This window comes from Fodinicola acaciae, assembly GCF_010993745.1.
GTDB lineage: Bacteria > Actinomycetota > Actinomycetes > Mycobacteriales > HKI-0501 > Fodinicola > Fodinicola acaciae.
On record NZ_WOTN01000003.1, the window covers coordinates 620182 to 646405 of the forward strand.

Genomic DNA, 26224 nt, shown 5'->3' on the forward strand with positions numbered 1-26224 from the left:
ATCTACGAGAGGCCGCCAGCTCCGGTAGGAAAGTTGCGACTCGATTCGGCTTTATCTATACAAAATTAAGACGTCGGCCCGATCGTGCACCGGATAAATATGCTTTTGTCCGGACGTTTTAGTTTTGCGCGACAAATGCGTCTCGGGCGCCTTTCATGTGGTCGGTCATCTCCTGGCGAGCCTGCTCCGGGTCGCCGGTACGGATCGCGTCGAGCAGCCGGCGGTGCACGTCCAGCAGCGCCGTCGGGCCGGGATAGGTCGACTGCAGCTGCGCGAGGCAGAGCTGCATCTCCTCATGTACGCCGGCGTACGCGCGGCTCAACCGCGGACTGCCGACCGCGTCGACCAGTCCGACGTGAAAGTCGGTGTGCGCCTCCACGCGGTCGGCCCAGCTCGCCTCCGGCCCCATCGCCGCGAGCCCGGAGAGCAGCCGGTCTGCGTCCGCCCGCGAAAGCCCGCGGCGCGCGAGCGTGGTCACCACGTGCAGCTCGAGCGGTTCGCGCATGAAGAACAGGTCATCGACGTCCTCGACGGTCAGCACCGGCACACGTGCCGACTTGCCGTGCTCACGTATGAGCAGGCCGCGCGCCACCAGCGACTGCAGCGCGGCACGCACGGTCGGCCGCGCGACCCGGTATTTGTCCGCCAGCGCCAGCTCCGGGATCGGTTCGCCGGGCCGCAGCTCGCCGCCGAGGATGCGCTCGCGCAGCTCGGCGACCAACGCGTCGGTCGTACTCGTGATCCGCAGGACGCTCACTCCGGGATCGGCCTTCCGTCGGCCAGGCCGGCCAGCGGCCACAGGTCGCGCCACACGTGGTCGGCCGCGACGCCGGCCCGCTGCGGCTCGTTGTGCCGGTTGACCCAGGCGGTCGTCAAGCCGGCGCGCTTGGCCGGCGCGTTGTCATATTTGAAGCCAAAAGCGACGTGGATGATCCGGTCCGCCGGCACCCCGATCTCGGCCAGCGCGTACGCGAAGAAGGCGTCGTCCGGCTTGTAGGTCCGGGTGTCCTCCGCGGTGATCACGAAGTCGAACGCTACCCGGTGGTGGCGGATGCTGTGCGAGATGATGTCGCGGTCGGTGTTGGACAGGATCGCCAGCTTCATGCCGGCCGCCTTGGCCCTGGTCAGCGCGGGGTTGGTGTCGAGAAACGACGACCACGAGCGCATCGCGTCGGCCAGGTCGCGGCCAAGCCGGTCGTCGTACGGCCAGCCGTGCCGGTCGCAGAAGGTCGCAAGGCTCTCCGCCAGCACCTGCTTGTAGCTGCGATAACTGCCGCCGATGAGGTCATACTGGATCGCCTCGAACTCCTGCTGCAGCTCGCTGCCCGGCACCAGCAGCCGGTCGCCGTTGCGCAGCGCGAGCCGATAGAGGAACTGCGCGATGCCTCCTTCCCAGTCGGTCAGCGTCCCGTAGTTGTCGAACGTCGCCACCTCGTACGGCGCCATAGCTCCTCCTGTCTGTTTGCCACTCTGTCTGACAATATGACACGCTCTTCGATCGCGGCAACCGGTCGGCAGCCTCCGCATCAGTCATGGGGGTGGAGATAAGTGCAGGTCAAGTCGGCAACCAACGCCAGTGACGGTGGCCGTACGGTCGGCGAGGCTCAGCCGTATGACAACCCAACTCCTCGCCACCGGCTGGCGGAAATACGGATGGCTGACGGCCGGGGCCGTGCTCGGCATGTTCGCGCTGCACAGCGAGTGGTCGATTCCGGTCGCCGGCTGGCTGTTCGCGATCTGCCTGATGCGGTTCACCCGCGGCACCGGCGTACTCGCCGGATTCGGCTGCGTCTTCCTGTCGTCCGCGGCCGCGACCATCACCTTCCTCGCGGCCGCCAACCGGCTCGACGCCTGGCCGATTTTGGCCGGATGCCTCGCGATGAGCCTGATCCTCGACCTGCCGCTGCTGGCCGACCGACTGCTTTTCCGGCGGTTCAACCCGTTTCTCGGCACGCTGGTGTTTCCGGTGTGCCGCGTCGCGGCCGAGTTCCTGATCGCGGTGGTCAGTCCGTTCGGCACCATTTTCGGTCCGCTGGCCACCACGCAGTCGAGCAGTCTTCCGGTGCTGCAGCTGGCATCGGTGACCGGCATCTATGGCATCAGCTTCCTGATGGCGTGGCTCGCCCCGATCGCCAACCTGGCACTGGAACGCCGGTCTTTCCGTACGGTAACAGTGGTTTACGCGGCAGTCCTTGGCGTCGTCCTCCTCGGCGGCGGCGTACGGCTCGCGGCAGCGCCGACCGCGGACAATCTGGTGCGCGTCGCCGGCATCAGCCCGTCGAAAGCCGCCAAGGAGCGGCAGCGGCAGATCGACAACTTCCACACACCCGAGCTGCGGCCGGAGCAGAAACCGGTGCTGCGCAAGGCATTCGCGATCGTCAACGACGACCTCTTCGCGCGTACGCGGGTCGAGGCGGACGCCGGAGCGAAGATCGTCGCCTGGCCGGAGGCGGGCGCGCTCGTCCTGCACGACGACTACGCCGATTTCCTGACGAAAGCCGGACAACTCGCCAGCGAGAAACACATCTATCTGGACACGGGGATCGCGGTCGTCCTGGATGGCCAACCCGACCTGCGCGACCTCGCCGTGCTGGTCGGGCCGGACGGCCGGGTGCTGTCCACCTTCGACAAGGCGCACCCGGTGCCAGGACTGGAAAACTTCCCCGCCGGCGACGGCATCGTGCCGGTGACCGCCACACCGTACGGCCGGCTGGCCAACGTCGTCTGCTATGACGCGGATTTCCCGGGTACGCTGCGCACCCGCGCGGACATCATGTTCGTGCCGGCCAACGACTGGAACGGCATCGAGCACACGCATTCGGAGAACGCGGTCTTCCGCGCGGTCGAAAACGGCTACACGGTTTTCCGGCAGACCAGCAACGGCATCGCGATCACCGTCGACCCGTATGGCGGTCAGCTCGGCAGGACCAACTATTTCAGCGCGCCGCAGCAGACCATGGTGGCGTACGTGCCGATGACCGGCACCTGGACGGTCTACGGCATTGTCGGCGACCTGTTCGCCTGGTTGTGTGTCGCCGGCATGCTCGTGCTCACCGGTGTCGCAGTGTCGCGCCGCGTCTGACCGGCATGCGGCCACTTTATCCTGGTGCCATGTCGACAACCTCGCCGCGCGGCGGCCGGATCGCCACAGCCGTGCTGCTGGCGCCGGTCCGCGCGGCGGGTTGGCGCGCCACCGCACATCTGGCCGCCGGCCTGCCGATCGCCACCACCGCATTCTTCATGATGGTGTTTTTCGGCGTACTCACGGTAGGACTCGCGGTCACCGTGGTCCCCGCGCTGCTGACGCTGGTCACGTTGGCCTGGTGCGCGGAGGCGCTCGGCCATGCGCAACGGTCGCGTTTCGCGGCCATTCTCGGCATTCGGATCGAGCTGGCCGCGCCGCCGCGGTCGGATCCGGACGCCGGCCGGTTTCGCCGGCTTTTCGACCGCGCGCTGTCGGCGCGCACCGGCCGGCAGGTCGCGTATCACCTGTTGTCGTTGCCGTTGTCGGTGTTCGGTGTCGCTGTCATGGTGACCACGTGGACGATCGGCATCGCGCTGACGCCGGTCGTCGCGTACGGCTGGTCGCTGGCGTTGTCACCGGAGGAGCTGGCCGCGTACACCTGCGCCGGCCTCGCCTGCCTGTTTTCCGCGCCATGGCTGGCTCGTGGACTGTCCCTTGTGGACACCTGGCTGGCCGAGCGGCTGCTCGGTCCGCGGCGCGCCGACACATTGCGACAGCGGTTGGAAAACCTGGCGGCGAGCCGGGCCGGCGCCATCGATGCCGCCGACGCCGAGCGCCGGCGGATCGAGCGCGACCTGCATGACGGCACGCAGCAACGGCTCACCGCGCTGGCGATGAGCCTGGGCATGGCAAGGGAGAGCCTCGGCGACCCGACCGATCCGGCCGCTCAGGCGATCGCCGCCGCACATGAAGAGGCGAAGCAGACTTTGGCCGAGCTGCGGTCGTTCGTACGCGGGCTGCATCCCGCCGTGCTCTCCGACCGCGGCCTGGACGCCGCGCTGTCCGGCCTCGCGAGCCGGTCACCGGTGCCGGTGCGGCTCAACGTCTCGGTCGACCGGCGGCCGTCGGCGACCGTGGAGTCGGTGGCCTATTTCGTGGTTTCCGAGGCGTTGACCAACATCTCCAAGCATGCGAGAGCGTCCACTGTGGACATCACCGCGCGCCGCGACGGCGACCTGCTCCGACTGACCATCGTGGACGACGGCCGCGGCGGAGCGGTGGAAAACGGTGCCGGCACGGGCCTACGCGGCCTCCGGCAGCGGATCGCCGCGGTGGACGGCACACTCCACCTCGACAGTCCGCCGGACGAGGGAACGACGATGATCGTGGAGCTGCCATGCGGATCGTGATCGCCGAGGACTCGATCCTGCTGCGCGACGGTTTGGTGCGGTTGCTGGAAAGTCACGGCGACGAGGTGGTCGCCGACGTTGGCGACGCCGAGGCACTGCTGGCCACCGTACAGGCCGACCAGCCGGATCTGGTCGTCGTGGACGTACGCATGCCGCCGACGCACACCGACGAAGGCCTGCGCGCCGCGCTGGTTTTACGCAGCCAGTTTCCGAAGCTTCCGGTCCTGGTCCTGTCGCAGTACGTCGAAGAACGCTATGCGACCGAGTTGCTGTCCGGGCCGACCAGCGCAGTCGGCTATCTGCTGAAGGACCGCGTCGCCGACGTGTCCACCTTCCTGGACGCGTTGCGGCAGGTCGCGGCCGGCGGCACCGTGCTGGATCCGGAGGTCGTGTCGCAGATTTTGGTGCGGCATCGCGGCGATCCGCTGGATCGACTGACAACGCGCGAGACCGAGGTGCTGGCGTCGATGGCCGAGGGACGGTCCAACTCCGGCATCGCCAACGCCCTGGCGATCAGCGAAAGCGCGGTCGCCAAACACGTCAACAGCATCTTCACCAAGCTGGACCTGCCGCTGGTGGACAGCGACCACCGCCGCGTACTCGCGGTGCTGCGGTTCCTGCGTGTCAAATAGGAGTTTTCCATGACCGTCACGAAGACGGAGTCGGGCGGCCGGGTGATCTGGTGGATCGCCGGCGGCGTCGTCATCCTCATCGGCGCCGTTGCGGTGGCGATTTTCGGGTGGGGGTTGCTGGCGACGCAGACGACCAACCAGACGAAGACGTATCTCCAGCCGATCACCACGTTGCGAGTCGACGGCAATGCCGCGTCGGTGTCCGTGACCGCCGGTGCCGCCAATCAGGTGTCCAGCCGACGCGTCGTCGAGGCGACGCAAGGCTGGACGCCGACCGTCACCGAGATCTGGTCGGGCACCACGTTGCAGGTCACGCTTCGGTGTCCCAGCAGCGTTTTCGGCCGCAAGTGCCGCATCGCGTACGCGATCACGGTGCCGCCGCGGACCGTGCTCGACCTCCACACGGACTCCGGCGTGGTGACCGCGCGCGGCCTGTCCGGCAAGGTCGCCGTGGCGGCTTCTTCCAGTGACGTCACGACTTTCGGCCTGTCCGGGCCGCTGATCGTACGCGCCGACTCCGGCAGGGTCAGCGCGAATGCCTTGCGCAGCACCAATGTGGACGTGGCGGCCGAATCCGGATCGGTGACGCTCGGATTCAGCGCGCCGCCGGCATCGGTGAACGTGTCGGCCGATTCCGGTGGCGTCGGCATCACCGTGCCACGCACCGGTACGTCGGCGGACGTTTACGCCGTGCAGCTCACCATCGACTCCGGACAAAGCTCCGTCGGCGTCAAACAGGGTGCCGGCGCGAGGATCTCGGTGCGCTCCGACTCCGGTGACGTACGGATCGATTATCGGCATTAGAAAAGGTCGGCGATCGTGGCGATGCCTTCGCGGATCGTACGCTCGCCGATGTTTCCGAAGCCCAGCAGCAACTGTCCCGGCAGGACGGCATGGTCGGAGCGGCACTCGGCCATGCCGTAAAGGCCGACCGAGCGTTCGCGCGCGGCGGCGATCACCGAGGTTTCGTCAACGCCAGCAGGCAAATGCGCGACCGCGTGCAGGCCAGCGGCGAGACCGGTGATCTCGATCGACGGTGCGTGCTCGGCGAGCGCCTCCACCAGAGCCGCCCGCCGAGCCGCATACACGCTGCGCATGCGCCGCAGGTGCCGGTGAAAACGGCCGGACTCCATCAGCTTCGCCATCGCCAGCTGTTCGAAGACCGGCGTACCACGGTCGCTCTCGTGTTTTGTCTCCGCCACCAACGAAGCCAGCGACGGCGGACAGACGGCCCAGCCGATCCGGATCGCCGGAGCCAGCGACTTGCTGGCCGTGCCGAGCGCGATGACGCAGTCCGGCGCCAGCCCCTGCAACGCGCCGACCGGGTCGCGGTCGTAACGAAACTCGGCGTCGTAGTCGTCCTCGACGATGAATCCGCCGGTGCGTTTTGTCCACTCCAGCAAGGCATGCCGGCGCTCAGGTGCGAGTACGACTCCGGTCGGCCACTGGTGCGCCGGCGTGATGACCACCGCGTCGGCGCCGGAGGCCGCCAGCGCGTCCACGTCGATCCCCTGTTCGTCGACCGGCACGCGGACCGCCTCGAAACCGTGCAACCGCTGGCGATGGGCGATGCCGGCCTCCTCGTAGCCGGGATCCTCGAAGGCGACCCTCCGCACTCCTTTTGCCATCAATGCCGTCAAAACGACCGTCAGTCCCTGCGCGAAGCCTGAGCACACGACGATGCACTCCGGTGAGGCGACGATTTGCCGTACGCGCCGCAGATATGCCGCCAGTACGCCGCGAAATTCCAGGTTTCCCTGTGGATCGCCATAGTCGAAGGTCTCGTTTGCCGCGTCACGGCTGATTTCCTTCTGTGTCCACAGCCAGTCGGCGCGCGGAAAGCTGGCCAGGTCCGGCACACCGTGGCGGAAGTCCGCGCGCAGCCTGGCTGGCGGCGGCGCCGGCGCGGCCGGTGCCGGCACGTCGCAAGCACCGGCCGCGACGCGAGTGGCCGAGCCGACGCGCGTACTCAGATAGCCCTCCGCCTGCAGCTGACCGAAGCACTCCTGCACCAGACCGCGGGAAACTCCCAGCGCTCGCGCCAACTCGCGGGACGACGGCAGCCGCTCGCCGACCTGCAGCCGGCCACATCGGATCGCCGCGCGCAACGCGTCCTCCAGCTGTGACCGCAGCGGCACCGCGGACGTGCGGTCCATCGACAGCAACAGCTCCGGACTCAAACCGGACCACTCGATTGGCATGGAATTGGAGCTTAGCGCCGATCCGGTTGCCGCCTAGCGTCCTTGGCATGACAACCGCGACGCTCACTCGGCCACGGCTCCTCAGCCGGGGGCTGGTCCTGGTGGTGGCCGCCAACTTCGGCGCGCTGACCAGCTTCTACCTGCTGCTTTCGGTGGTGCCGCTGTTCACCGCCACGCTCGGCGACAGCGGCGCCGCGGCCGGCCTGTCCACCGGCCTGCTGATGACCGCGACCGTCGTCGCCGAGCTGGTCACGCCGCGGTTGGTGATCCGGCTCGGCTATCGCCGCGTCTTCGCCGCCGGCCTCACGCTGCTCGGTCTGCCGGCGCTCGTGCTGGCATTTCCGTCGACGATGGCGACGGTGATGATCGTCAGCCTGGTACGCGGCGTCGGCTTCGCGATCATCATGGTGGTCGCCGGCGCGCTGATCGCCACGCTGCTGCCGCCGGAGCGCCGCGGCGAAGGACTCGGCATCACCGGCATGGTCGCGTGCCTGCCGGGAGTGCTCGCGCTGCCGGCCGGCATCTGGCTGGCCAACGTGGCTGGCTTCGCCGCGGCGTTCACGATCGGTGGTGTGGCGGCTCTGGTCGGCCTGCTGGCCATTCCGTGGATCCCGGTCACCGCGCCGGGCGACGACAAACCGGTCGGTGTGCTGGCCAGCCTGCGTACGCCCGCGTTGAACCGGCCGGCGATCGTGTTCGCCACCACCGCGATGGCCGGCGGCATCGTCGCCGGATTCCTGCCGCTGGCCATCACCGGCGGCTCGGTCGCCGCCGCCGGCCTGTTCGTCCAGGCCGCCGCCGCGACCGGTTTCCGCTGGCTGGCCGGCCGATACGGCGACCGCTACGGCGCCGGCAAGCTGCTCGTACCAGGTGCGACAGTCGCCGCCATCGGACTGTTGCCGCTGGTCGTCACGCACAATCCGGTCACGGTCCTCGCCGGCATGGCGGTCTTCGGCGCCGGCTTCGGGGTCGCGCAGAACGCCAGTATGACCCTCATGCTGAGCCGGGTTTCGCCGGCCAGCTTCGGATCCGTGAGCGCGGTGTGGAACATCGCCTACGACGCCGGCTGGGGCTGGGGCGCCGCCGCCTTCGGCCTGGCCGCCACCCAACTAGGCTATTCTCCAGCCTTCGCCGCGACGGCCGCCCTCATGCTGATCATCATTGCTGGTTTCCGCCGGGCGGCGCGGTAGGACGAAAGCGGTTTGGGGGCTGTAGGGGGTCGGTTTTAGGCTGTTGCGTTTTCTGGTTGTCGCGTTCTGAGGGTCGGGGGTTTTCCTAGTTGTTGCGTTGGGAGGGTCGGGGTTTTCCAGATTGTTGCGTTGGGAGGGGCGCAGGCTCTTCATTTTTGTTGCGTTTTGAGGGTGGTTTCGCCTTCGCGGCGGGCGCTCCTGCGCGGAGGGCGACCTCAAGGGGAGGGGCGCGCGGGGTCCCGTCGTTGGTCCGGTTGGGTGCCGCGGGTGCGGTTTCGTACGTGGTGTGGTCCGGTTTGTCCGTTCTCCCCCGTCGGCGTCCGGAGGATGAGCACATTCTGGCCGGGCCTGCCGAGCTTGGGTGGGTGGTTGGTTTGCGTACGCGGCAGACCCGGCCAGAATGTGCTCAAGCAGAGCTCGCCGACGGGGGAGAACGGACAAACCGGACCAGGAGTGTGGCTGGGGCGCCGGAGCTGCGGTGGCGTCTCGGTGGGTGGCGTGAAGGTCAAGTATGTGGGACGCAAAGGCGCATGGAGCGCTAAATGTCCGCCTTGCGCGGTTCGCGGATGGCATGGATGTCGAGTTACTTGCACTGGACGCGAGAAACAAGGCTTTCACGCCGTCGCGATCCCTGGAGGCTGTGACGGGTGTGACTACTGAGGCTGATAATGCTGTTGTGACTGCCGGGCTGCGATAAATGTCCGGTTTGATGTCTTGTTAAACAAGTATACGCAGTCAGCCGCCACAGCACGATCGTTTGGCGTCCATCCCGACGGGTCGCTTCCCAAACGTGACCTGGCTGGAGACCCAGCCCCGCCCACAACCGCCACCCGCACCCCCCATGCACACCAATCGGCATCCACGCGCCCCTCCCTTGATGTCGCCCTCCGCGCAGGAGCGCCCGCCGCGCAGGCGAAAACCCAACCACCCACAGACTCAACAAACAAGAGACGCAACCACCCACCCAACACAACAACCAGAAACCCCAACCACCTCCCCACCCAACAACCCCCGCCCTCTCCGACCACCACCCCCCACCCGCTCTCACCCCGCAGCCCGCTCCAACTCCACCAACGCCGCGTCGAGATGACCCAGAAAATGCTGCAGATGCGGCAAACTGCGCCGACATCCGACCACCCCGAAGTCGAGGCTGCCGGCGTGTGAGGTGAGGGTGATGTTCAGCGCCTGTCCGTCCAGCAGGAACGACACCGGATACGTCCCGGTGAGTTTGGCGCCGTCGAAATACATCTCTTCGGTCGGGCCGGGTACGTTGGAGATGATCAGGTTGAAGGCCGGCGGCGTCAGCTGTGTCATGCCGGGGATCGGTGCGAGCGCCGCTCCGCCGGCCATGAGTGCGGACAGTGCGGTGATCTGCAGCGGGGTCAGCTGCGCGTACGTCCGCTTGCTGGTCAGCATCGTGGTGACGATCTGGTCGAGGCGTACGGCCGGGTCGGGGATGTCGGTGGCCAGCGAGCACAGGATCGTGCCGACGGAGTTTCCGGTCGCGTCCGAGGAAAGTCGCGCGCCGCGCAGCGACACCGGCACCATCGCGACCAGCGGCGCCGCCGGCAGCGCGTTGAGTTCCAGCAGATAGCGGCGCAGCGCGCCGGCCGACATGGCGAGTGCGATGTCGTTGACGGTCGCGCCGGTTTTCCGTCCCAGGTCGCGGATCCGGTCCATCGGCCAGGACTGCGCGGCAAACCGGCGGGCGCCGCCGATGTTGACGTTGAGTACGGTTTTCGGTGCCTGGAAAGGCATTGTCATGGCCTGTTCGCGGAGCGTCTGCAGGCCGGTGCGGACGACCGCCGGCGCGATCCCCAGGGCGTCGGACACGCCGGAAGTCACCGCCGACAGCGAAAATTCGGTGCCGTTGACCGGTTTGCTGGGCGTTTTCGGCCGTACGGACCAGAAAGGCCGGCAGTCCAGGTCGGCGGGGTCGGTGGTCAGCATGCGTACGAGCTGACGCGTCGCCGAGGCTCCGTCGACCAGCGCGTGATGGACTTTCGTATACGTGGCATAGCGATTGCCTTCCACCCCATCGATCAGGTGGAACTCCCACAGCGGCCGGTGCCGGTCCAGCAGCGAGCCGTGCAGCCGCGACACCAGCTCCAACAATTGCCGGATCTTTCCTGGCCGCGGCAGTGCCGACAGCCGTACGTGATATTCCAGGTCGAGATCGTCGTCGGACTGCCAGGCCCACTGCCCGAAGGAGGTCAGGCCGCGCCGCGGCCGCCGCCGGAACAGCGGTTGTATGTCGGCCGCGGCGAGCATCTTTCGGTGCAGGTCATAGACATAGTCCGGGCCGGCGCCGTCCGGTATGTCGTACAACTGCAGGCCGGCGACGTGCAGCGGATGCTCGCGCGACTCGAGCAGCAGAAACATCGAGTCGGTGATCGGCATCGGCATCATCGCACGACCTCGTTTCGGTTAGAGCACAAGTCCGATCGGATTGGGGAACGGCAGGCCGGCCGCGGTTTTCGCCACCACCGGACGCAGCGCGTCGACCAGCCGCGCCACCCCGAAGCGATCGTCGATCGCGCGGTCGGCCGGTGCGGCGAGGCGGTCGGTCAGCGCCTCGACCTCGGTGCGTGCCCGCACGCCGCGATCGGTGAGTCGACCGTCCGCGTCGAGCCAGCCGCGACCGCGAAGGCGGTCGATGGCGTCGTCCCACTCCGGCTCGGTCCAGCCACGAAACTCGCGCTGCTCCGGCGGCACCTGACCGGCCGCGACAGCCAGCACGTTCGCCGCGCACCCGTCGATTTCCGCGCTGAGCAAGGCGGCCACGTGGCCGTCGCCGCGAAACTCGCGCAACGCCGTGGCGGCCCACCACAGCGCGAGGTGCGGCTCGTCCGGTACGGCCAGCGCGGCGTGGCCGGCGAACAGCGGCCGGCCGGCGGCGTCGAGCTCGAGGATCACCTCGCCGAGCGCCTCGGCGAGTGTCTCCAGCGCCGGATCGCCCGCCGTCTCGCCGAGCAGCTCGCGCAAGCGTACGTCCGCGATGCGCTGGTGCGCCGCGACCGCCTCGGCCGGGCTGGACAGGCTCCAGGCGTCCGGCAGCGCGCGGTCGATCCGCGCCGGCGCGAAGTTGTAGAACATCGCCGTCACCGCGCCGGGTGGCACCGCGCCGAGCGGCCCGGACCGCGCCGCGACGTATCCCATCCAGAAGCCCTTGAGCCCGGCCGCCGCGTACTCCTCGCGCGCCTGCGGCGCGAAATACACCGGCGCGTGACAGGCCTCGATCAGTCCCCACAACTCGTTCACGCCGCCAGCGTACGCACCGCGGCCGTCCTTATGCGGCCTGGATCACAATTTCTCCCTCGCTGCCTGTTGACGGCTGGCTACGGCCTGCGTTTAGGTGACACGCCGGAATTTTGTGGGAGGACATGTGCGCAGGTTGGTGGCCGGTTTCGTGACGGCGGCGCTTTTCGTGCCGCTGGCCTTGTTCAGCACGCCGACGGTCGCGCAGGCGGCGCCGGGCGAATTCCAGTCGTCGTTCGAATCCACCGATCCGCCGATTACCTGGACAAACACGGTCGAAACCGATCGAGCCGGACGTCCGCGTGCGGCCAACGTCAACTCCGCGTTCTCGACCGGCATTCCCGGCAACATCTCCGACAAGATCGCCAAGATCACCGCCAGCGCGGAGAACACCGGCGGCGGTGAGGTGAAGGAAAACCTCGCCGACGGTGACGTACACAGCAAATGGCTGGCCTTCGCGCCGACCGGCTGGGTTCAGTACGAGCTGTCCGAGCCGATGGCGATCGTCAAATACGGCATCGCGTCGGCCAACGACGAGCCGACCCGCGATCCGAAGGACTGGAAGGTCGAGGGATCCACCGACGGCTCCGCATGGACCACTGTGGACAGTCGCAGCGGCGAGAGTTTTTCCAGCAGGTTCCAGATGAAGCAGTACGATGTCGCCAACACGACGGCGTACAAGTTCTATCGGCTGACCATCACGGCCAACGCCGGCGCCGACATCCTGCAAGCCTCGGAATGGCAGCTCGCGATCGACCCGAAAAACGATCCGCCGCTGCCCAACATGCAGACCTCGCTGTCCACCGGACCGGCGAGCGCGCCGGCCGCCAAGGCCAACGTCGGCTTCACCGGCCTGCACTCGTTGCGCTACGCCGGCACGCAAACCGCGGCCGGACGCGGCTTCTCGTACAACAAGATCTTCGACGTGTCCGTGCCGGTCAACCGCGACACGTCGCTGTCCTACCTGCTGTTTCCGGAGCTGACCGGCGACGATCTGCGCTATTCCAGCACTTTCGTGGCGGTCGACCTGGCCTTCAGCGACGGCAGCTACCTGAGCTCGCTCGGCGCCGTCGACCAGCACGGTGTCCGGCTCGACCCGGTGTCGCAGGGCAGCTCGAAGGCGATCTATGCCAACCAGTGGAACAACATCTCGGCGGACATCGGAAAAGTGGCCGCCGGCAAGCGGATCGTCCGCATCCTGCTCGGATACGACAGTCCCAACGGCGCGGCGATGTTCCGCGGCTGGGTCGACGACATCACGATTTCCGGTCATCCGGCGCGAAAGTGCTACCAGCGGCCGTCCGACTACGTGGTGACGACCCGCGGCACGCAGGCCAGCGGCAATTTCTCGCGTGGCAACAACTTCCCGGCGACCGCGGTGCCGCACGGCTTCAACTTCTGGACTCCGGTGACCAACGCCGGCTCGACCAGTTGGCTGTACGAGTACAACCGCGCCAACGACGCGCAGAACCTGCCTGAGCTGCAGGCCTTCAGCCTCAGCCACGAGCCGAGCCCGTGGATGGGCGACCGGCAGACGTTCCAGGTCATGCCGTCGGTGGCGACCGACACGGGTCGTACGGCCCGCGCGCTGCCCTTCCGGCACGCCGACGAGGTCGCCTCGCCGGACTACTACGGCGTGAAGTTCACCAATGGCGTACGCACCGAGCTGACGCCGACCGACCACGCGGCAGTTTTCCGGTTCAGTTTTCCTGGCACAGCCGCCAACCTGATTTTCGACAACGTCAACAACGGCGGCGGCCTGACCTTCGACCCGGCGGCACGTACGCTCACCGGCTATTCCGACGTGAAGAGCGGACTTTCCATCGGTGCCGGGCGAATCTTCGTCTATGCCACCTTCGACAAGGCGGTGACCGGCAGCGGCAAGGCGGCCGGCTCCAACGTCGCCGGCTATCTGTCCTTCGGGTCGGCGAGCACGGTGACCATGCGGATCGCCACCTCGCTGATCAGCGTGGCGCAGGCAAGGAAAAACCTGGACCTGGAGGTCGGCTCGGCGAGCTTCGAGCGGGTACGCGCGGCCGCGAAAGCCCTGTGGGACGCCAAACTTTCCGTTATCGAGGTGTCCGGCGCGAGCACCGACCAGCTCACCACGCTGTATTCCAACCTCTACCGGCTCTTCCTCTATCCCAACTCCGGCTTCGAAAACACCGGCACGGCGGCCAAACCCGTCTATCGCTATGCCAGTCCGACCGCACCGCGTACCGGCGCCGACACACCGACCGAGACCGGATCGGCCGTACGCGACGGAAAAGTCTATGTCAACAACGGTTTCTGGGACACCTACCGGACGACCTGGCCGGCGTACTCGTTGCTGACGCCAAAAGACGCCGGCGAGATGATCGGTGGATTCCTGCAGCTCTACGCCGACGGCGGCTGGGTGCCGCGGTGGTCGTCTCCCGGCTATGCCAACCTGATGACCGGCACCAGCTCCGATGTCGCCTTCGCCGACGCGTATCTCAAGGGTGTCGACAACTTCGACGTGAAGGCCGCGTACGACGCGGCGCTGCGCAACGCGACCGTCACGCCGCCGAACGAGAGCGTCGGCCGTAAAGGCCTGGCCAGCTCCATTTTCCTCGGCTACACACCGACCAGCACCGGCGAAGGCATGTCGTGGGCCATGGAGGGCTATGTCAACGACTTCGGCATCGCCAACCTCTCGAAGGCGTTGTACGACCGCAGTTCGGCGAGCGATCCGCGGCGCTCGGAATACCTGTCCAACTATCGGTATTTCCGCAACCGGGCGCAGAACTACGTGCACATGTTCGACAAGAGCGTCGGCTTTTTCCAGGGACGCAAGGCCGACGGCACGTGGAACAAGGCGCCGGAGGCGTACGACCCGAGGGACTGGGGTGGCGACTACACCGAGACCAACGGCTGGGGAATGGCCTTCACCGTGCCGCAGGATGGCCAGGGCCTGGCCAACCTCTACGGCGGCCGCGCCGGGCTCGGCAGGAAACTCGACCAGTTTTTCTCGACGCCGGAAACCGCGACCCATCCCGGCTCGTACGGCGGCGTCATCCACGAGATGACCGAGGCACGCGACGTGCGGATGGGCCAGTATGGCCACAGCAACCAGCCGTCGCACCACATCATCTACATGTACGACTACGCCGGCCAGCCGTCGAAGACGCAGGCGCTGGTCCGCGAGGCACTTTCGCGGCTGTACATCGGAAGCGAGATCGGCCAGGGTTATCCCGGCGACGAGGACAACGGCGAGATGTCGGCCTGGCAGATCTTCGGCTCGCTCGGCTTCTATCCGCTGCAGATGGGAAGTCCGTCGTACGCGATCGGCTCGCCGCTCTACAAGCGCGCGGTCATCCACCTGCAAAACGGCCGTCAGCTGGTCGTCGACGCGCCGAACAACAGCGCGCGCAATGTTTACGTACAAGGCCTGCGGGTCAACGGAAAGCCGTGGGACAGGACGTATCTGCCGGCGGATCTGCTGTCCCGCGGAGGCACGCTGGACTTCGTCATGGGTCCGACGCCGTCGCGCTGGGGCACCTCCCCGTCGGCCGCGCCGCCGTCGATCACCACCGGCGACGCGGTGCCGACGCCGTGGTCCGACAAGCTGACGAGCATCACCTCGGACGACGGCACGGACGTGAGCTCGCTGGTCGACAACACGACCGCGACACGTGCGACTTTCGCCTCCGCGACACCGACGTTGACGTTCGGCTCCGGCAAGGCGGCGGCGTACACGCTGACGTCCGGTGCGGTGCCGGGCGATCCGAAGTCGTGGGTCCTGGAGGGATCGTCAGATGGCACGCATTGGACGGCCGTCGACACCCAGACGAACCAGACCTTCGCCTGGCGGTTGCAGACGCGCGCCTTCGCGTTGGCGCATCCGGCGGACTACTCGTCGTACCGGCTGCGGATCACTGAGTCAACAGGGTCCACCGGCACCCTGTCATTGGCCGAGGTCGAACTGCTCAGCTGACCCTGCCGAGGGTGACGTTTTGACGGTCCAGCGGCCGGAGGACACCGTCAAAACGTCACCCTCGGCGGGGGTTAGGCGCTGTCGCGTACGACCAGTTCGCAGCGGGCGCGCCAGACCTGCGGGGTCGCGGTGTCGTCGCTCAGCCGCTTGTCCAGCGCGTCGATGGCCAGCTCGGCGAGCTGCGCCTTGTCCGGTCGCATGGTGGTCAGGCTCGGCGTCAGGTATGCGGAGTCCTCGATGTCGTCGAAGCCGACGACGGCCACCTCGTCCCCGACCCGCCGGCCGCTGCGCTGGATCGCGCGCATCGCACCCATCGCGAGCAGGTCGCTGAGGCACACCACGGCGTCCGGCGGCGTCTTCAGCGCGAGCAGCCGCTCCATCGCGTGCTCGCCGTCCTCGCGACTGTAGAGGCCACCCTGCTCGGTGTAGTCACGTTCGACCGCGATGCCGGCGGCCTTCAACGCGCGCCGATAGCCGGCGACCCGTGGCGACTGGCGGCGGCTGCGCGGCTCGTACGACGGACCGATCAGCGCGACCCGCCGCCGGCCCGACTCCAGCAGGTGTGCGGTCGCCTGCTGGCCGGCGGCGGCGTTGTCGATCACCACGTGGTCGACGACCGGCTCACCGGCCGGGTTGCCGAACAGCACGGTCGGCAGCGCGGACCCGCCTTCCGGGATGTCCTCCGCCGACACCGCGGACGGAAACATCAGCACGCCGTCGATCAGGTGTCCGCGACCACCGGACAGCAACGCCATCTCGCGCTCGCGGTCGTAGTTGGTCTGCTCGACGGCCAGCGTCCAGTCGCGCTTCTCCGCCTCCACCATCATGTGCCCCGCCAGCTCGGCGAAGTACGGGATGCTGATCTCCGGCAGCGCCAGCGCGACCACGCCGGACCGGCCGCGCGCCAGGTTGCGCGCGGACAGGCTCGGCCGATAGCCGAGCTCAGCCACCGCGGCCTGCACCCGCTCTCTGGTCGCCGGCGCCACCGACGCCTTGTTGTTGAGCACGTTGGAGACGGTCATCGTGGACACCCCGGCCCGGGCCGCCACGTCTTTCAGGCTGGCACGCATGTGTTGATTCTGCACTGTCGCGCGAGTTTAGGTGTCGACCGGCGCGCATCTTTGGCCGAAAGTCCTCTGTGGACTGCCGATTTTGTCCGTTGAATCGGGGGTTTCCGGGCTCGGCGATATCAGTAATCGATTACCGGTGGAGCGCTCAACTCGAGAAACTCCAGGACGGCGGCGGCGAAGTCGTCCGGCCGCGTCGCGTGTACGTCGTGTCCGGACGGGATGGTGACCAGCAGGCTGTCGGCGATGCGCTCGGCGATCAGCAGGAACTGCTCCTGTGGCAGGGTGCTCGCGGTGCCGCCGCAGACCAGCAGCGTCGGCGCGCTGACCCGGTCCAGCGCGTCCAGCCAGCACGGATCCGGCTGGTCGCGCTGCGCGTACAGCGCCACCACCGCGGCCCAGTCGACCTCCAGCGGACCGGCCGGACGTGCGGGCTCGCCGCGCGGCGGGTCGACCGGCACCGGCGCCGGCGCCTCCTCCAGCACCAGCCGGCCGACCAGATCCGGACGCTTGGCGGCGACCAGATAGCCGACCATGCCGCCGAGCGAATGTCCGACCAGGTGTGCGCCGGCGAGGCCGAGCGCGTCCAGGAATCCACAGACGTCATCGCGCATGCCGTCGATCGAATAGTGCGTGGCCCGGTCGCTGCCGCCGTGGCCGCGAAGGTCGATCGCGAAGACGTGGAAGGAGTCGGCGAGCCGCGTCGCCACCGTCTCCCAGTCGGCGGCGGTGTCGCCGAGCGCGTGCAGCAAGACCACCGGCGCGGCCGCCGGGTCACCCCATTCCCGGAACGCGAGTTTGACCGGTCCGACCTCCACCGTCCGCGCTAAACCCATTTCTCGAAACTACCCGTGCGATTATCGTCCGACCAAGACGTTTCTCAGCCGGCGTACAGTATTCGCAGAGGAGATTCACCGGAAGGGGGGCCAGATGCGGACGTTGACGACATTGTTCTCGGTGTTGCTTCTGGCCCAGCTCGCCGGCGGGTCGTCGGCCTGGATCGCCGGTGCGGTGCTGGCGACCGTGCTGGCCGCGGCCGTCGCATACCAGTGGGCCCGGCGGGTGCCGCCGGCGGCTCCGGCCGCACGCGGCGTCGCGATCCGCGAGCTGTTCCGCCGGCCGTCGGTCGTACGGCTGCGTGACCCCGGCACCGCTGGCCGTCGCCGTCCCCGAGCACCGGCGCCGCGCGTTTCGGCTGCCTGAGTCTGTCCTCGCACCAGGTCGAGGCAGACGCCAGACGCGGCCAACGCGGCCCTGTTCGATTCGAGACGCCAAGTGGTGGATGAATGCCTGACCTTCTGGAGTGGCCGGTCGCCGGCGCTCACTTCCTGTTCAGCGCGCTGGCCGGCGCGCTGACCCCGTTGCTCGGCGTGACCGCCGCGGCCGCGGCGGTTGTCCTGTTCACGATGGCCATCCGGCTGGTGCTGCTGCCGCTGAGCTGGCTGGCGATCCGCGGCGAACGTGCGCGGGCGGTCGTCGCTCCGCAGTCGCAGGAGATCTATCGCAAGCATCTGACCGACCCTGAGCGGCTGCAGCAGGAGTTGTCCAAGCTGCACAAGGCAAACGGCGTGTCGATGTACGCGGGATTCCTGCCGCTGCTCGCCCAGATGCCGTTTTTCATGGTGACCTATCGGCTGTTCACCGCGCCGACGGTGGCCGGCCAGAGCAACGACCTGCTCGCGCACACGCTTCTGGGAACGCCGCTGCGTGCGGTGTGGATCACCGACCTGTTCGGTCACGGCCTGGCCAACACCCCGGTTTTTCTGTGCCTGTTCGCGGTGTTGGCGGTCATCGTCTGGCTGACGATCCGGCGGCAGCGGCGGCTGGTGCCGCCACCGGACAGCCAGACGGTGACGCAGCGGCTGCTCCGGCTGCTGCCGTACGGGACGGTCGTCTTCGCGATGTTCCTGCCGCTGGCTGCCGGTCTCTACGTGGTCACCACGATGGCGTGGTCACTGGCCGAGCGGACGATGTGGCTTCATCCGGTGGCGACCGCCGGCCGCGGCGACGCGACGGTCCAGACGTCGTTGCCGTCCGGCAATGGACCGAAGCCCACGTAGATGCCAAGCAGCAGCCGGCGCGCCGCGTCGGCTCTGCTCTCGTCGCTGACGCCGTACATCGGCACCGAAACGTCCAACCCCGGCAGGTGCGGCGCCAGCGCGAGATGCGGCAGCAACAACACCAGCAGCGAGATGAACGCGTCCAGGTCTGCCTCCGGATAGAGGTCGCCACGACACACCGCGCGCTCCGCGAAAGGCCGGATCGTGTTGACATAGATGCGGTTGACCGGTGCGCGTACGGCCGTGCGCACCTGCGGATCCAGCTCCAGGTTGGTCGCCGCGGTGACGCCGCGCTCCAGCGGATGCTCGGCGTAATAACGCATCCACGCGTCGACCAACTCCAGCAGGAACTCGAAAAACGGCCGCTCCGGGTCGATGCTGGCCAGCCAGCGGGTCATCTGGTTGCGGACCCGGATCGAGGTGTATTCGGCGACATAGGAGAAGAAGTCGAGCTTGTCGGGGAAATACTGGAACAGCGAGCCCTTGGCGACCCCGGCCTCGCGCGCCACCGCGTTGAGGCTGCCGGCCGAATAGCCGCACCGACCAAACTCGCGCATGGCCGCGGCCAGCACCCGCTCGCGCCGCTCGGCGGACAGGTTGTCCCAGGTCGATGTCGGCACCGTACTCCTCACTGAGTAATCTTCCGATCATGGTGCGTGACGGCCACAATCGTTGTCAATCTCCGCTTGTCGCGCACGTTTGACAGTGCGTCGCCGGTTGCCGTACATCTAAGCGACCACCCGGTCATGGAGGGTCATGAGCACCGCTCGCCGAAAGGCCTGTGTCGTCGGCGCCGGCTCGTCCGGGATCGCCGCGTGCCAGGTGCTGCAGGCTCGCGGCGTCGACTTCGACTGCTTCGAGTCCGGCTCGGAGGTCGGCGGCAACTGGCGCTATCTCAACGACAACGGCATGTCGTCGGCATACCGGTCGCTGCACATCAACACCTCGCGGCAGATCATGCAGTACGCCGCGTATCCGATGCCCGAGGACTATCCGACCTATCCGCACCACACGCAGATCGCCGCGTATTTCGACGACTTCGTCGACCATTTCGGCCTGCGGGAACGGATCGCTTTTCGCACCACCGTGGAGTCGGTCGAGCCGTGTTCCGGCGGCGGTTTCGAGGTGACCACGCGCGACGCGGACGGCCGGCAGCAGACCCGGACGTACGGCGCCGTACTCGTCGCCAACGGCCACCACTGGGACGCGCGCTGGCCGGAGCCGCCGTTTCCCGGCGGTTTCACCGGCCGGCAGCTGCATTCGCACGACTACAAGACGCCGGACGAGTTCGCCGGAGCGCGGGTTGTGGTGCTGGGGATCGGAAACTCGGCCTGTGACATCGCGGTCGAGACCTCGCGGGTCGCGGCGCGCACCTTCCTGGCCATCCGTCGCGGCGCGCACGTGGTGCCGAAATACCTGTTCGGCATGCCGACCGACCATCTCACCTCGTCGCCGCTGTCCTTCGGTCCACTGTGGACGAAGCGGCTCGGACTGCGGCTGATGCTGCGGCTGGCGCGCGGGTCGGTCACCGCGTACGGCCTGCCGGCGCCGGACCACAAGGTGCTGTCGGCGCATCCGACGATCTCCGACGACCTGCTGACCCGGCTCGGCCACGGCGACATCGCGGTGAAGCCCAACATCGACCGTTTCGCCGGCGACAAGGTGCGTTTCGTGGACGGCAGCGTCGAGGAGGTGGACGCGGTCGTCTACTGCACCGGTTACCGGATTTCGTTTCCGTTCCTCGACTCGAGGGTCATCTCGGCGGCGGACAACGAGGTGTCGCTGTTTCACCGGGTCGTCTCGCCGGAGTTTCCTGGGTTGTTCTTTCTGGCGCTGGTGCAGCCGCTCGGCGCGACGATGCCGATCGCCGAGGCGCAGGCCGAGTGGATCGCCGACCTGCTGCTCGGCCGGGCCGTACTGCCGCCAGCCGCCGAGATGCGCGCCGAGATCGCCGCCTACCACGCGCGTACGCGAAAACGTTACGTCGCCTCGAAAAGGCACACCATCCAGGTCGACTTCCGTGAACATCTGGCGGAAATCCGCGCGGCCCGCCGCACCGGCGCCCGCCGCCGCGGCCGTTCGGTGGCGCTGTAGGGGACACACGAGCGCATGTAGCGCTAAATGTCTACCTTGCGAGCTTCCCGAATGCCGTGAATGCCGCGTTACTAGCGCTCGATGCAAGTAATGCTGTTGTGACGACTTCCCCGGACGAGAAGAGCGACAAATGTCCGGCTTGATGTCTTGTTAAACAAGTATTGAGCGATCAGATCGCCTCACCTGCATTGCTAGCCGCAACAGTCACACCAGCACCACCCCGGCCGCCACCCAATGTTCGCATGGCCCCCATGCGTGCGTCAGACGCACGTAAGGAGGCCCTACTACCAAACACAAACCGGCAAGACGGACATGTAGCGCTACAGCTCCGTGATTGGCGTCCTTGCCGACGGGGAGAACGAGCAAGCCCAGAAACCCAGCCCCGCCCGTAACCCCCACCCGCACCCCCGTGCACACCAATTGGCGCCCACGCGCCCCTTCCCTTGAGGTCGCCCTCCGCGCAGGAGCGCCCGCCGCGCAGGCGAAACCCACCACCCACCCAACACAACAAACATGAAGACCCAACCACCTCACCACCGCAACACCCGGCGCCGTACCAACTCCCCCACACGAGACCCACCTGACCAGGCCGAACCCGCACTCTAGACAAAGAGTCCAACGGTAGACAGACCGTCTAAAGCACCCAAAGAGAAGCCCTCACGCACCCAGCCGGCGCGCCGCCTCATCCGAGGCGACCGGCGCAACGACCGGCGGCTCGGTGGACCATGGAAACTCGATCCACCGGTCGGTTCGCTTCCACACGTACTCGCACTTCACCAGCGACCGCGGCTTCTCGTAGAGCACCGCGCACCTGGTCTCGGCCACGTGGTCGGCGCAGAAGTCGCGTACCAGCCGCAGCGTCTCGCCGGTGTCGGCCACATCGTCGGCGACGAGTACGCGCGCGCCTTTGAGGTCGACGGCCTGCGGCACCGGCGGCAGCACGACCGGCATCTCCAACCGCTGGTCGACACCGGTGTAGAACTCGACGTTCATGGTGTGCAGGTTCTTCACGCTCAGCGCGTAGCCGAGCGCGCCGGCCGGGAACAGGCCGCCGCGGGTGATCGCCAGGATCAGGTCGGGCCGGAAGCCGTCCGCCGCCACGAGCTCGGCCAGCCGCCGGCTGGCCTGGCCGAAGACCTGCCAGGTCAGGATCTCGCGCTCGTCCATCTCTCCCCCTCGCCGGTGTCGGACCAATCCTCGCATCGAGCCGGAGGACAACGGGGACGAGCCATATCAGGGACCAATCAGGGTCAATCCCGATGCCGGAACGGGCCTTTCGGCGCGATGCTGGAAGCACAAAAGAAAGCGCCTGATGCACCCGAAAGGACACATAGCCATGGACTCCGTGCACGACTCGTTTCGCAGCCAGGGCCTCGTACGTCCGCGCGAAGGCCGCCTGCTCGGCGGTGTCTGCGCCGGCCTGGCCCGCCGGTTCGGCCTCGACCCGTGGCTCGGCCGGCTGCTGTTCGTCCTCATCCTGCTGGCGATCCCCGGCAGCCAGATCCTGATCTACCCCGTCCTGTGGATCCTGATGCCGTCCGAGGAGACCACCACGGTCCCCTCCACCCCGGTCGCCAGCTGACCCCACATAGACGTTTTCGGAACGACCCTTTCCGCGCGTGGAAAGGGTCGTTTCGATATTCACGCGCGTCGCGGTGTCAGCACGTCGTGTGCGAGGCCGACGAGCTCGGCGGCGAAACCGGGACGCGCGCGCAGCCGGCCGGATCGCGACAGGTCGTTGATGATCGTCAGCGCGGCGTGTACGGCGATCTTCGCCTCCGGCGCGGTCGCCCCGGACAGCTCGACCTGCAGCTCGACCCACTGCGCCACGTACGCGCGCTGGATCCGCAGCGACTCCTGGCGGTTGCGTTCGGGCAGGTGCGCCAGCTCGCGGTTGTAGACGTGCAACAGCTCGCCGTGCTCCATCACCACCTCGACGTACGACCCGATCAGCCGATCGAGCGCCTCCGCCGGTGACGCGGCGCCGGACAGCGCCCGCGACGCGCCGAGGCTGAGCTGATCGGCCAACCGGCCGCAACCAGCCATCAGCAGGTCGGCCTTGCTGGCGAAATGCCGGTAGACACTGGGTCCGGCGATGCCGGCCGCGGCGCCGATGTCCTCCATGCTGACCGATCGATAACCACGCTGGACGAACAGCTCGGTCGCGGCGGCCAGGATCTGCTCGCGGCGTGTCGACGGCGTGACCGGTGCCGTCGCGTCGACCACCTCGGCAGCCACCGCCGGCACGCGCGTACTCGCGCAGACCGCACCCGCCAGCTGCGCCAACAACCAGACGAACCGGCGTTTTGGCAGGCTGGCGTGGTGGTCGGCGACACTGCCGAGCACGCTCAACGCGGCCGTACACAGCAGCTCGGCGTCGACCGCCGGCAGCTCCGGCCGCGCCAGCGCCAGCTCACCGGCCCACCGCTGGATGAACTTGCGTCCCCGTTGCCGCACCTCGTTGCGCGCGGCCTCGTCCAGATGCCTGGCCTGCCACCGCCAGAGCGCGGCGATCCCCCGCCGTTGTACGGAAAGCTCGGCGAGTGCCAGCACGACCGCGTCCAGCCGCCCGGCCGGCGCACCACCGCCGGCCAGCGCCTCCTCGACCGCCTCGTCCATGGTCTCCTGGCCGGTCAGCAGCACCTGCGCCAACAGGTCCTGTTTACCGGCGAAATGGCGATAGAGCGCGGGGCCGGTGATGCCGGCCGCGGTGGCGATGTCCTCGATGCTGACCGCCTGATAGCCGCGCTGTGCGAACAGGTCGGCGGCCAGCTCGACCAGCTGCCGCCGCCGGTTGGCCGGACGACGGCTCGGCCGCACTGAATCCATTCCGCCTCCCCATCCCGCCGAAGTGAACGACTGTGGAGCTCACCATAGCTGTCCAGATCCCTTGACAGCCACCAGAACTCCGGCGCTATGTTAATCCGCATTAGCGTCATGCAGGGAGAGGCCGAGGTGACTCAGACGTACGGAGCTTCGCATCCGGCGGCCTATCGGTCGCCGTGGCTGGACGACGACCTGCGCGCGGTCGGCGAGTTGGCGCGCACGTTCTTCACCAAGGAGGTGGCGCCGCGCGAGGAGGAGTTCGCCGAACAGGGGTTTCCGGACCGCCAGCTCTGGCGGCGCGCCGGCGAGCTCGGCCTGGCCGGCATGTCGATCCCGGAGGACTACGGCGGCGGTGGCGGCACCTTCGCGCACGAGGCCGTCCTCTACACCGAGCAGATCAAGGCCGGCGCGCCATCGCTGCAACTGGCGGTGCATTCCGGCATCGTGCCGCATTACATCGTCGCGTACGGCACCGAGGAGCAAAAGCGGCGCTGGCTGCCGAAGCTCGCCAGCGGTGAGTACGTCGGCGCGATCGCGATGACCGAGCCGGGCACCGGATCGGACCTGCAGTCGATCACCACGCGCGCCATTCCGGACGGCGACGAATACGTGATCAGCGGCGCCAAAACCTTCATCACCAACGGCCACCTGGCCGACCTGGTGATCATCGCGGCGAAGACCGATCCCGGCGAAGGTGCCAAAGGCGTGTCGCTGATCGTCGCCGAGGTTTCCGACGACACCGAGGGTTTCCAGCGCGGCCGGCTGCTGAGGAAAATCGGCCAGCACAGCCAGGACACCGCCGAGCTGTTCTTCGACGGTTTGCGCGTACCCAGGGAAAACCTGATCGGCACCGAGGAAGGCCAGGGCTTCTTCCAGCTGATGATGCAGCTGCCGCAGGAAAGGCTGATCATCGCGGTCGCCGCCATCGGCGTCATCGAGGCCGCCGTGGAGGCGGCCACCGCGTACACGAAAGAGCGGCAGGCCTTCGGAAAACCGTTGTTCGCCATGCAGAACACGCGATTCGAGCTGGCCGACTGCGCGACCATCGCACGGATCGGCCGCGTTTTCGTGGACGACTGCATCGTCAAGCACCTGCGCGGTGAGCTCGACGTGTCCACCGCGGCGATGGCCAAGTCGTGGCTGTCCGAGCAACAGTGCGAAGTGGTCGACCGGTGCCTACAGTTGTTCGGTGGATACGGCTACATGCTGGAATATCCGATCGCCCGGATGTTCACCGACAGCCGCGTCCAGAAGATCTACGGTGGCGCGAATGAGGTGATGAAGGAGCTCGTCTCCCGTACGCTCTGATTCGCCTTGCCTGGAAGGAAAAGGTCATGCCTGAAGCATTCATCTACGACGCCGTCCGTACGCCTCGGGGACGCGGCAAGAAAACCGGCTCGCTGCACGGCGTCAAGCCGATCTCGCTGGTCGTCGGCCTGATCGACGAGCTGCGCCGGCGCCATCCGGATCTGGACCCGGCGGCGATCGACGACATCATCCTCGGCGTCGTCTCGCCGATCGGCGACCAGGGCTCGGACATCGCCAAGATCTCCGCGATCGCCGCCGGCCTGCCGGACACCGTCGCCGGCGTACAGCTCAACCGGTTCTGCGCGTCCGGCCTGGAGGCGGTCAACTCGGCGGCACAGAAGGTACGCGCCGGCTGGGACAAGCTGATTCTCGCCGGCGGTGTCGAGTCGATGTCGCGCGTGCCGATGGGCTCGGACGGCGGCGCGTGGGCGATGGACCCGGAGACCAACTACAACACTTCCTTTGTGCCGCAAGGCATCGGCGCCGACCTGATCGCCACGCTGAAGGGTTTCAGCCGCGAGGACGTGGACAACTTCGCGTTGCGGTCACAGCAGCGCGCCGCCGCCGCCTGGTCCGGCGGCTATTTCGCGAAGTCGGTCGTGCCGGTGAAGGACCGCAACGGCATCGTGTTGCTCGACCACGACGAGCACATGCGGCCGGACTCGACGCTGGAAGGTCTCGGCAAGCTGCCGGCCTCCTTCGAGGCGATCGGTGACTTCGGCGGTTTCGACGCGGTGGCACTGCAGAAATACCACTGGGTCGAGAAGATCAACCACGTACACTCGGCCGGCAACTCCTCCGGCATCGTCGACGGTGCCGCGCTGGTCATGGTCGGCAGCGAGCAGATCGGCAAGGACTTCGGCCTCACGCCGCGCGCTCGCGTCGTCGCGACCGCGGTCTCCGGCGCCGACCCGACCATCATGCTCACCGGACCGACGCCGGCGACCGAAAAGGTGCTGGCCACCGCCGGACTCTCGCCGGAGGACATCGATCTGTTCGAGCTCAACGAGGCTTTCGCTTCGGTGGTGCTGAAATACGTCGACGACTTCAAGATCCCGGACGAGAAGATCAACGTCAACGGCGGCGCCATCGCGATGGGTCATCCGCTCGGCGCCACCGGCGCGATGATCACCGGCACCATGGTCGACGAGCTGGAGCGCCGCGAGGCGCGCTATGCGCTGGTGACCCTGTGCATCGGCGGCGGCATGGGTGAAGCGACCATCATCGAGCGCGTCTGAAGCCGGAGAGAAACCTTGACC

General features: G+C 67.6%; 22 protein-coding genes. 12 read left to right on the forward strand and 10 right to left on the reverse strand.

The genetic code is table 11. The annotated features are described in order from the left end of the window. Positions 1 to 118 precede the first annotated feature (118 nt). A complete protein-coding gene (locus tag GNX95_RS29225) occupies positions 119 to 757 on the reverse strand; it encodes a GntR family transcriptional regulator (RefSeq protein WP_163510845.1) in 639 nt (212 codons plus the stop codon). Then, the gene (locus GNX95_RS29230; protein WP_163510846.1) at positions 754 to 1446 is read right to left on the reverse strand and encodes a haloacid dehalogenase type II; all 693 of its coding nucleotides are present in this window, start codon (positions 1444 to 1446) and stop codon (positions 754 to 756) included. Before GNX95_RS29230 ends, GNX95_RS29225 begins: the two co-directional genes overlap by 4 nt. A 166-nt stretch (positions 1447 to 1612) precedes the next feature. Here GNX95_RS29230 and GNX95_RS29235 point away from each other — a divergent pair, with 166 nt between their 5' ends. The 4 genes from GNX95_RS29235 to GNX95_RS29250 are packed head-to-tail and all read left to right on the forward strand — an operon-like array spanning position 1613 to position 5810. Continuing rightward, a complete protein-coding gene (locus tag GNX95_RS29235; protein WP_163510848.1) occupies positions 1613 to 3082 on the forward strand; it encodes a nitrilase-related carbon-nitrogen hydrolase in 1470 nt (489 codons plus the stop codon). 29 nt (positions 3083 to 3111) lie between these two features. Continuing rightward, a complete protein-coding gene (locus GNX95_RS29240; RefSeq protein ID WP_163510850.1) occupies positions 3112 to 4374 on the forward strand; it encodes a sensor histidine kinase in 1263 nt (420 codons plus the stop codon). Continuing rightward, the gene (locus tag GNX95_RS29245; RefSeq protein WP_163510851.1) at positions 4362 to 5006 is read left to right on the forward strand and encodes a response regulator transcription factor; all 645 of its coding nucleotides are present in this window, start codon (positions 4362 to 4364) and stop codon (positions 5004 to 5006) included. Before GNX95_RS29240 ends, GNX95_RS29245 begins: the two co-directional genes overlap by 13 nt. Positions 5007 to 5015: 9 nt before the next feature. After that, positions 5016 to 5810: a DUF4097 family beta strand repeat-containing protein gene (locus GNX95_RS29250; RefSeq protein WP_163510852.1), complete on the forward strand. Its 795-nt coding sequence runs from the start codon at positions 5016 to 5018 to the stop codon at positions 5808 to 5810. Here GNX95_RS29250 and pdxR read toward each other — a convergent pair. Next, positions 5807 to 7207: a MocR-like pyridoxine biosynthesis transcription factor PdxR gene (pdxR, locus tag GNX95_RS29255; RefSeq protein WP_163510853.1), complete on the reverse strand. Its 1401-nt coding sequence runs from the start codon at positions 7205 to 7207 to the stop codon at positions 5807 to 5809. The genes GNX95_RS29250 and pdxR overlap by 4 nt on opposite strands. A gap of 47 nt (positions 7208 to 7254) precedes the next feature. Here pdxR and GNX95_RS29260 point away from each other — a divergent pair, with 47 nt between their 5' ends. After that, complete coding sequence (locus GNX95_RS29260; protein WP_163510854.1) at positions 7255 to 8397, forward strand: MFS transporter; 1143 nt, start codon at positions 7255 to 7257, stop codon at positions 8395 to 8397. 1044 nt (positions 8398 to 9441) lie between these two features. Here GNX95_RS29260 and GNX95_RS29265 read toward each other — a convergent pair. Both GNX95_RS29265 and GNX95_RS29270 read right to left on the reverse strand, forming a co-directional pair. After that, positions 9442 to 10806: a WS/DGAT/MGAT family O-acyltransferase gene (locus tag GNX95_RS29265; RefSeq protein ID WP_163510856.1), complete on the reverse strand. Its 1365-nt coding sequence runs from the start codon at positions 10804 to 10806 to the stop codon at positions 9442 to 9444. An 18-nt stretch (positions 10807 to 10824) separates the two neighbouring features. Further along, positions 10825 to 11658, reverse strand: coding sequence for an SCO6745 family protein (locus tag GNX95_RS29270; RefSeq protein ID WP_163510858.1), 834 nt, complete (start codon positions 11656 to 11658; stop codon positions 10825 to 10827). A 124-nt stretch (positions 11659 to 11782) separates the two neighbouring features. On the opposite strand from GNX95_RS29270, the gene GNX95_RS29275 reads away from it, so the two are divergent. Then, the gene (locus GNX95_RS29275; protein ID WP_222854026.1) at positions 11783 to 15610 is read left to right on the forward strand and encodes a GH92 family glycosyl hydrolase; all 3828 of its coding nucleotides are present in this window, start codon (positions 11783 to 11785) and stop codon (positions 15608 to 15610) included. 71 nt (positions 15611 to 15681) lie between these two features. On the opposite strand, the gene GNX95_RS29280 is transcribed toward GNX95_RS29275, so the two are convergent. Both GNX95_RS29280 and GNX95_RS29285 read right to left on the reverse strand, forming a co-directional pair. Next, positions 15682 to 16680: a LacI family DNA-binding transcriptional regulator gene (locus GNX95_RS29280; RefSeq protein ID WP_163510861.1), complete on the reverse strand. Its 999-nt coding sequence runs from the start codon at positions 16678 to 16680 to the stop codon at positions 15682 to 15684. Positions 16681 to 16799: 119 nt separating this feature from the next. Beyond that, positions 16800 to 17513, reverse strand: a complete 714-nt coding sequence (locus GNX95_RS29285) for an alpha/beta fold hydrolase (RefSeq protein ID WP_163510862.1) — start codon at positions 17511 to 17513, stop codon at positions 16800 to 16802. Between the two features lie 94 nt (positions 17514 to 17607). On the opposite strand from GNX95_RS29285, the gene GNX95_RS29290 reads away from it, so the two are divergent. Then, the gene (locus tag GNX95_RS29290) at positions 17608 to 17880 is read left to right on the forward strand and encodes a DUF6412 domain-containing protein (protein WP_163510863.1); all 273 of its coding nucleotides are present in this window, start codon (positions 17608 to 17610) and stop codon (positions 17878 to 17880) included. Positions 17881 to 17963: 83 nt separating this feature from the next. Continuing rightward, positions 17964 to 18737: a YidC/Oxa1 family membrane protein insertase gene (locus GNX95_RS29295; protein WP_163510864.1), complete on the forward strand. Its 774-nt coding sequence runs from the start codon at positions 17964 to 17966 to the stop codon at positions 18735 to 18737. Here GNX95_RS29295 and GNX95_RS29300 read toward each other — a convergent pair. Next, entirely contained in the window at positions 18656 to 19357 is a 702-nt protein-coding gene (locus GNX95_RS29300; RefSeq protein ID WP_163510866.1) for a TetR/AcrR family transcriptional regulator, read from the reverse strand. The two genes, GNX95_RS29295 and GNX95_RS29300, sit on opposite strands and share 82 nt — an antisense overlap. A gap of 136 nt (positions 19358 to 19493) precedes the next feature. Between GNX95_RS29300 and GNX95_RS29305 the strand changes: the two genes are divergently transcribed. Then, the gene (locus GNX95_RS29305; RefSeq protein ID WP_163510867.1) at positions 19494 to 20831 is read left to right on the forward strand and encodes an NAD(P)-binding domain-containing protein; all 1338 of its coding nucleotides are present in this window, start codon (positions 19494 to 19496) and stop codon (positions 20829 to 20831) included. A gap of 657 nt (positions 20832 to 21488) precedes the next feature. Here GNX95_RS29305 and GNX95_RS29310 read toward each other — a convergent pair. After that, complete coding sequence (locus tag GNX95_RS29310) at positions 21489 to 21998, reverse strand: phosphoribosyltransferase (RefSeq protein ID WP_163510868.1); 510 nt, start codon at positions 21996 to 21998, stop codon at positions 21489 to 21491. Between the two features lie 169 nt (positions 21999 to 22167). On the opposite strand from GNX95_RS29310, the gene GNX95_RS29315 reads away from it, so the two are divergent. After that, positions 22168 to 22413, forward strand: a complete 246-nt coding sequence (locus GNX95_RS29315) for a PspC domain-containing protein (RefSeq protein ID WP_163510869.1) — start codon at positions 22168 to 22170, stop codon at positions 22411 to 22413. A gap of 59 nt (positions 22414 to 22472) precedes the next feature. On the opposite strand, the gene GNX95_RS29320 is transcribed toward GNX95_RS29315, so the two are convergent. Next, the gene (locus GNX95_RS29320) at positions 22473 to 23660 is read right to left on the reverse strand and encodes a TetR/AcrR family transcriptional regulator (protein WP_163510871.1); all 1188 of its coding nucleotides are present in this window, start codon (positions 23658 to 23660) and stop codon (positions 22473 to 22475) included. A 108-nt stretch (positions 23661 to 23768) separates the two neighbouring features. Between GNX95_RS29320 and GNX95_RS29325 the strand changes: the two genes are divergently transcribed. Further along, entirely contained in the window at positions 23769 to 24965 is a 1197-nt protein-coding gene (locus tag GNX95_RS29325) for an acyl-CoA dehydrogenase family protein (RefSeq protein WP_163510872.1), read from the forward strand. A 26-nt stretch (positions 24966 to 24991) separates the two neighbouring features. Continuing rightward, positions 24992 to 26203 (forward strand): acetyl-CoA C-acetyltransferase, encoded by a 1212-nt coding sequence (locus GNX95_RS29330; protein ID WP_163510873.1) that lies wholly within the window; start codon positions 24992 to 24994, stop codon positions 26201 to 26203. Positions 26204 to 26224 lie beyond the last annotated feature (21 nt).

Excerpts from the sequence above, each read along its gene's own strand:
- GNX95_RS29285 (WP_163510862.1), bottom strand. The coding sequence starts at position 17,513 with ATGGGTTTAGCGCGGACGGTGGAGGTCGGACCGGTCAAACTCGCGTTC.
- GNX95_RS29280 (WP_163510861.1), bottom strand. The coding sequence starts at position 16,680 with ATGCGTGCCAGCCTGAAAGACGTGGCGGCCCGGGCCGGGGTGTCCACG.
- GNX95_RS29265 (WP_163510856.1), bottom strand. The coding sequence starts at position 10,806 with ATGATGCCGATGCCGATCACCGACTCGATGTTTCTGCTGCTCGAGTCG.
- GNX95_RS29250 (WP_163510852.1), top strand. The coding sequence starts at position 5,016 with ATGACCGTCACGAAGACGGAGTCGGGCGGCCGGGTGATCTGGTGGATC.
- GNX95_RS29310 (WP_163510868.1), bottom strand. The coding sequence starts at position 21,998 with ATGGACGAGCGCGAGATCCTGACCTGGCAGGTCTTCGGCCAGGCCAGC.
- GNX95_RS29325 (WP_163510872.1), top strand. The coding sequence starts at position 23,769 with ATGCAGGGAGAGGCCGAGGTGACTCAGACGTACGGAGCTTCGCATCCG.
- GNX95_RS29245 (WP_163510851.1), top strand. The coding sequence starts at position 4,362 with ATGCGGATCGTGATCGCCGAGGACTCGATCCTGCTGCGCGACGGTTTG.
- pdxR (WP_163510853.1), bottom strand. The coding sequence starts at position 7,207 with ATGCCAATCGAGTGGTCCGGTTTGAGTCCGGAGCTGTTGCTGTCGATG.
- GNX95_RS29330 (WP_163510873.1), top strand. The coding sequence starts at position 24,992 with ATGCCTGAAGCATTCATCTACGACGCCGTCCGTACGCCTCGGGGACGC.
- GNX95_RS29305 (WP_163510867.1), top strand. The coding sequence starts at position 19,494 with ATGAGCACCGCTCGCCGAAAGGCCTGTGTCGTCGGCGCCGGCTCGTCC.
- GNX95_RS29240 (WP_163510850.1), top strand. The coding sequence starts at position 3,112 with ATGTCGACAACCTCGCCGCGCGGCGGCCGGATCGCCACAGCCGTGCTG.
- GNX95_RS29290 (WP_163510863.1), top strand. The coding sequence starts at position 17,608 with ATGCGGACGTTGACGACATTGTTCTCGGTGTTGCTTCTGGCCCAGCTC.
- GNX95_RS29235 (WP_163510848.1), top strand. The coding sequence starts at position 1,613 with ATGACAACCCAACTCCTCGCCACCGGCTGGCGGAAATACGGATGGCTG.
- GNX95_RS29295 (WP_163510864.1), top strand. The coding sequence starts at position 17,964 with ATGCCTGACCTTCTGGAGTGGCCGGTCGCCGGCGCTCACTTCCTGTTC.
- GNX95_RS29315 (WP_163510869.1), top strand. The coding sequence starts at position 22,168 with ATGGACTCCGTGCACGACTCGTTTCGCAGCCAGGGCCTCGTACGTCCG.
- GNX95_RS29230 (WP_163510846.1), bottom strand. The coding sequence starts at position 1,446 with ATGGCGCCGTACGAGGTGGCGACGTTCGACAACTACGGGACGCTGACC.
- GNX95_RS29320 (WP_163510871.1), bottom strand. The coding sequence starts at position 23,660 with ATGGATTCAGTGCGGCCGAGCCGTCGTCCGGCCAACCGGCGGCGGCAG.
- GNX95_RS29260 (WP_163510854.1), top strand. The coding sequence starts at position 7,255 with ATGACAACCGCGACGCTCACTCGGCCACGGCTCCTCAGCCGGGGGCTG.